The sequence below is a fragment of the Pseudarthrobacter sp. genome, assembly GCF_036675385.1.
Lineage (GTDB): Bacteria > Actinomycetota > Actinomycetes > Actinomycetales > Micrococcaceae > Arthrobacter.
In genome coordinates, this window is record NZ_JAKFFD010000133.1 from 1 (window position 1) to 6,399 (window position 6,399).

Here is a 6,399-nt window from a genome sequence, read left to right on the forward strand (position 1 = left end):
AGCTCACTTCCGCCGAACCCGGCAACTGCTTGTCCCCGCCCAGACGCATATTCGCAGGAGAAACCTGGTTCAACGTCGAACCCGTCTCATCATCCACAAACACATCCCCAGCGCTCTGGAGAACATCGAAAGTGGTACTCGCCGGTGTCACCGCACCATCCAAAACCCGCGACGGATAATTCAGCCGCCCCACCGCATTCTTGGACTTGGAGACTACCCACACGCCGCCGTCGTTCAACTCCACCTCAGTGGTCTTAAACCCCGGATAGATGATCGCACCGGCAACCAGCACGGCGCCGGCCGCGGCAAAAGCCGAGCCGACGACGATTTTGTTGTAGCGCTTCTTGAGACCGAACTTCCCCAGCAGTGATGTCACAGCGTTACTATTCCCTCAATTGTGCAGCAGCCCCCAGGGCAGCCCCTCCAAAGACCCGATACCGGGCTCTCTGTTCCCCGCGCCAGCCTACCGAAGCCTGGCAGCGGCCGCGATGGGGAGCGCTCCCCCACCGCCCCTCCTGCGGTTGCAACCGTCATCAGCATTGCGGGATCCCATGGCCCTCGGGCTCGCCCAGGGTGGTATTGCCGACCTGAATGGTCCGGCCCACATAACGGCCGTCAGAATGCGAATTGATGCGGTACCACTTGTAGGTGCCGCGGGCATCCGGCACAGTCCGCCATATGAAGCAGTTGACGGTGAAGGACGGGCCGGAGCCGTAGATCCACGGATAGCCACTTGTCACACCACCGCAGGTGTGTTCCGCGTTCGTCGGCGACCGCCACGAGGTTTGCCCGGAGGCAGCCGCGTCCGTGCAGGTGCGGTAACCGTTGACCGCGGCGTCCCAGTTAGTCCTGGCCTGGCCGGACTGCGCCGTGGCAGTGGCAATGGCGCCACCGGTCCCCACGGAATTCACGGTTTGCACCTGGATCGAGTGCGGTTCGTCGAAGCCGCCGGTGTTCACCGTCCGGCTTCCCGAATCCGCGACCCTTTCCCAGCCCCGGCCGTCAATGTTGATCTGTGTGTGGGCGACGTCGTTCGTCGCCGTGGACGGAGAACTCCAGCTGAAGCTCAAAGACTTCTGGTTCTGGCCGCCGTTCTGTCCGGAAGCTGTGGGCGTGCCAGGGGATCCGTACGGCGTCGCGGACGCGGGAGTGCTGGCGTTGGAGCTGGGTGCAACGGAGGAATTGGCGACCACCGTGATGCTCACCGGAGTGCCGTTGACAAATCCTCCAATGGTCTGTCCGGGGTTGATGGGGCCGCTCATCCCGTTGCTCGCGTTGTAGCTGTAGCTGACTTCGCTCTCGGACGAGCCATTGCGTTCGGCCGCGGTGAGCCGCCGGAAGTCCACCGTCACCTTCCGTCCGGCTCCTCCGGTGTCGGCCGCGGTGGCACTGACTCCTGAAACCTGGCCGAGTTTGCCTGTGGCGCGGCGGGGGGCCGACGCCGGACTGACGGCGCCCTTTCCTGCCTTGTTTTCGGCCTGGACCGTAAAGGTGTAATCCGCTTCGGAGTTGTTCGCCGTGAAGTTGGCGGTCCGCACCGTACCGGCGATGGCCTGGGTCTGCGGCGCGCCGCCGCCGCCGCTCATCGTGACGTAGTAGTTCTTGATTGCGTCGCCGTTTGTATCGGGTTCTGTCCAGTTCACCCGCAGCTGGTTGGTGGTTCCCACTGCAGATGCCACGGCGGAGGTCGGTGCCGCTGGCGCAGCGGGCACGCCGGCGGGGTTGTCTTCGGAGGAGTAGATGCTCCAGTCGGACGGGCCGAGCTCGTTGAGAGCCTGGGCGCGCACCTTGTAGCGGACGCCGTTGGTCAGGCCGGGCCAAGTGTAGGTAAGTCCGGTGACCCCGTTCTTTACGGCGATCCCGCTGGCGGGCGGCGGGGAGATCTCGAGGTTGTAGCTCTTGACGGCAGAGCCTTCAGTCTTGGCCGGCAGCCAGTTGATCACCATGTTCTTGTCCCCCGCCTTAACGGTGGGCGCCTCCGGCGGAGAAGGCTTTTCGTCCGGCCGGATTTCGTTCGACTGCGCTGACGCCTGGGAGTCTCCCACCTCGTTGGTGGCGGTCACAGTGAAGACATACTTCACGTCGTTTGTCAGCCCGCTGAGAGTGCAGGTGGTGGTGGCGCATTTTTGTTCGAAGCCGGTGTTGGATTTGACCGTATAGCCGGTGATGGTGGCACCGTTGTCCGACGGCGGCGCCCACTTGAGCACAGCCGTCCGGCTGCGCACGTCCGTGGCCGTGGGGGCCGAGGGGGCGTCCGGTTTGTCCCGGACCGTGATGCGGACCCGGCCAATCACCTGGCGCGACGGATCATCGGTCTTGTCCGAGACCGTGTAGCGCAGCACCATCACGCCCTTGGATCCGTCCGCGGGCGTCACCGTGATGGAGTCCCCGCTGACGAGCGGTTGCCCTGCAGCGGATCCGGTTTCCACGGCGACGGAGTCGATCTTCAGCGGGGTGTCACTGAACGGGTTGAAGTCGTTGGCAAGGACATTGATGGTCTCGGTCCGGCCGGCGTTGGCCTTCTCAACGACGTCTTCATTGGCGGTGGGCAACGGCCGGTTGGAGGCAACGACGGTGGCCGTCACCGAGGCTTTGACGGGTCCGGACCGCCCGTCCGTCACTTTCAAGGGGATGCTTCCCTTCCGGCCGGCGGCCATGCCCGGCTCGGAGCTCACGGCCAGCGTCTGCCCCTCTATCGTTGCCTTGAAGCCCTCCGGCAGGGACCCGTCGAACTCGAATTTGAGTTTTTCCTGATCGCCGGCATCCACATCCCTGGCAAGGTTGCCCAGCTCCAGGCGTGCTGTTTCGGCCTTCGGCACTTCCAGGTCGCTTCCGCTGAAGGTGGGCTCGTGGTTGGCGTTCGGGTCCGGTATGACCTTGGTCATGACGGTCAGGGTGGACTTCAGCCCCTGCGGGTCTTCCGGACCGGACCCGTCTGTCACCTCGAAGGTGACAGAGCCGGGGCCAACGTAGTCTTTGAGCGCAGCGTAGCGCAGCGTCCTGGCGTTGCCGCCGATGATGTTCTGGGGGTCTGCACCCTGTACTTGGACTTTGTCCGCCTGCGTGATCTGCGGCGTGCGGCCTTCCCGCACGCGGACGTATTCGTTGAGGTCCAGGGTGATTTCCTTGCCGGCCATCACTTCCACAACGTCGGTACGGGCCAGCGTGGGGTGCTCCTCGCCCTGGCCGGGCACCCAGATGACTGCAGTGGCGGTCTGGCCGTCGACGTCGGTGACGGTGTAGGGGACCAACTGGTCGGCCGGAGCAAGGCTGACCACTACGTTGCCGTCACCGCCAACGCGGGCGTTCGGATTTCCGTCAGGCAGGCTGACCTTGAGTTCCGAGGCCACACCGTCGGGGTCGGAGTCGTTCTTCAGGACCGGAGCGTCCACGGCGGATTTGCCCAGCGTCTCGGCCGGCCTGATGACATCGTCCTTGGCGATCGGGGCCTTGAGGGTGGCGTCCGGGTTGACCCGGACGCGGATCACGGCACTGCCCTGGGCTTTTTTGTCGTCCTGGATCTTGTAGCCGACGCTCTCGTTGCCGGCGGCGCCCGGCGCGGTGAGCAACACCCTGCCACCGTCTGCGGTCTCGACGCCGAGTTCAGGGCGGGCCTCGAACGCGTCGGCGACAAGCCCGATGGGGTCCCCGTCCGGGTCTGAGTCGTTGCTGAGGGCGTCCACGGCAATCTTGCGTCCAGGCCGGACATCGACGGAATCGTCAACTGCAATGGGCTTCTGGTTATTGGGCTCAGGCGGGGCAATGCCCACAATGACCGTACCGGTGTTCTCGGCGCCGATCCGGTCCCGGACACGGTAGGTGAACGTGTCCGTGCCGGCAGCCGATCCGGTCGCTGTGAACTCAAGGTAGCCGTCCTTGACGACTGCCGTTCCCATGGCGGGCGCTTTGTCCACACCGATCAGCTGTACGGAGTCGCCGTCGGAATCGATGCCGTCCAAAGGCACGGGAATCCGTACTGCCATCCCGGAGACCACCCGGGCGGTGAGGTTTTTCGGCTCGGGACGAGTGTTCCGTTCGTCATCGCGTGCGCGGATGCGGATGGTGACCTGCTGGGAGTCCGACTGTCCGGATTCGTTGGTGACCTTGTAGATCGCATAGGCCGTCTTGGGCAGGTCCCCGGCAATAAAGCGCAGCGTGTTGCCGGCGCGGAAGAGACGGCCGTCGGCGTCGTCGGGCTTCTGCGGAAGCACCGGCTCCAAGGTGAGCTTGCCACCATTGGGGTCGGTGTCGTTCTCAAGAACGGGTATGGTAACGACGTCGCCGACCCGGACGGAGACCTCGTCCGGTTTTGCCTGGGGCGCCTGGAGCTTGGCAGGTGCCGGGACCACCAGCACCGCGATGTCGCCGCTGGCCGAGGACTTGCCGTTGGAGATCGTGTATTTGACGTTGAGCTGGCCCTCAGCCCGAATGTCGGTGATCCGGACCACCGAGTGGTCCAGCACCGAAACAGTGACCGGCAGGCCGTCGGCCGCCGTGACGGACTGGACCACCAGGACGCCGCCGGAAGGGTCCGAGTCGTTGCCCAGTACGTCGACCAGAACGTTGCCGCCGCTCGGCAGCAAGGCCGTGTCCCGCACAGCAACGGGGGCGCCGTCGCCGTCGCCGGAAACCACGTCGACGCGGACCAGCTGCTGGGCGCTGGCCGGACCGTTCGTCACGAGGTAGGACACATAGTGGGCGCCTTCGGCCGTGGAGTTGAACGTGAAGGTCTGCTGGTCCGCCCCCATGGCGGCGGTGGAGTTGCCGTCCGGCGTGATCTGGGCGAGGCGGAGGACCCCGCCCTGGGGGTCCGAATCGTTCTTCAGCGGTGCGATGACAGTGTCCACACCGGCGACGGCGACGACGTGGTCCGCGTTGGCGATCGGCGGCAGCGCACCCGGAGCGCGGACATCCACGGTGACTTTGCCTTCGGCGGTCGACTGGCCGTCGGAGACCGTCACGGTGACCACTTTGCGGCCGGGTTCCGTGCCGGCGTCCTGGAAAGTGAGCAGTCCGTCCGGCCGGGCCTTGACCTGGTCACGGGGGTCGCTCCCGGTAGCGCTGACCACGTAGAGGTCGTCGCCGTCGGGGTCCGTCCAGTCCGTGAGGATGTTCTGGCTGACGATTTTGCCCGCTTGCACCACGAGGGTGGTGTTGCGGTTGGGCTTCTGCCGCGGGGCGGAGTTCTCCCCCGGCGGGATGATGTTGAGGGTGACGTCGGAGGAAGCGGTGAGGCCCCGGCCGTCCTCGACCGTGTATTTGAAAGTTTCGGACCCGGTTTTGTCGGCTGGGACGCTGACCTGGAAGCCGGTGGAACCGTAGATCGGGGCGAGGAGACCGGACTTGATCGGGTCGGGTGCGCGGACGGTGAGGATGTCGCCGTCGGGATCGGTGTCGTTGTCCAGCACAGGGAGGATGGCGGTCCGTCCCGCCCGTATCCCGAACGTGTCAGGCTTGGCCACGGGTGCGCTGTTGGGTTTGGTGCGGTCCGGCAACACGGTCTGCTGGACTTCGTCGGCGGAGTCCTTGTCCGCATCGTCGGAGGTTTCCTTCGGCGGGATGACGTCGTCCCAGTTGTTCACGAGCTGCATGTTCTGGTTCACCAGCCACACATTCCCCGAGTTCACATCGTTCAGGACCACCAGGTCCCGGTTCACCCGGAAAACGTACGACGGCGACGCACTCGCCTTTGGAACGTCAACGTTCTTATCATCAGCATCATTGACACAGTCCCGGACATACTTGTTCGCCCCGGACCACGCAGCATGCACACAACCGGCCAGCTGCACCGGAGCCGCCGGCACACCCTCACCATCAAAGGTCACAGTCTTCGCCGTGGAACCATCCAGCGGCTGCTTCAACAACGCCTTCCGCGTCGAAACCGCCACAAAATCACTCGCCGGACCGCCCTGCTGCAGCTTCGCATCCCGCGCATTCTCCAACTGCAGCCGCTTACCGCCCGGCAGGAACAGCTTCCCCGCAGCAGCATCCAACACCACCGGCTTGTCCCCCACCACCGTGATCTGCAGGTCCCCTGCACCCTTAAGGTCACCCCAGGTACTGGAATCGGTGGACACCACTTCGCCGTTCGCGTCCACCTCCGTGACAGTCACCGCGCCCGACTTGGGATCGGCACTGTAGATCCGGTCATCGGTACCGACTGCGGAGACCAGGCCTTCGGAGCCAACCATCACAGGTTCGGAGGCTTCCTGGTCAAAACCATTTACGGTGGACGGCGACACCGCCCAGACCTTCCCCGATGCCGCGTCCGTCACTGAGATCACGCTGGCACCGAAGCTCACTTCCGCCGAACCCGGCAACTGCTTGTCCCCGCCCAGACGCATATTCGCAGGAGAAACCTGGTTCAACGTCGAACCCGTCTCATCATCCACAAACACA

2 protein-coding genes are annotated in these 6,399 nt (G+C 64.7%); both read right to left on the reverse strand.

Annotated features, from left to right (window positions below):
- Positions 1-376, reverse strand: a 376-nt coding sequence (locus tag V6M49_RS10265; RefSeq protein ID WP_332761044.1) for a hypothetical protein, incomplete at its 3' end; no start/stop codon positions are given.
- A gap of 157 nt (positions 377-533) precedes the next feature.
- Entirely contained in the window at positions 534-6,398 is a 5,865-nt protein-coding gene (locus tag V6M49_RS10270) for an Ig-like domain-containing protein (protein ID WP_332761045.1), read from the reverse strand.
- Position 6,399: the final 1 nt, after the last annotated feature.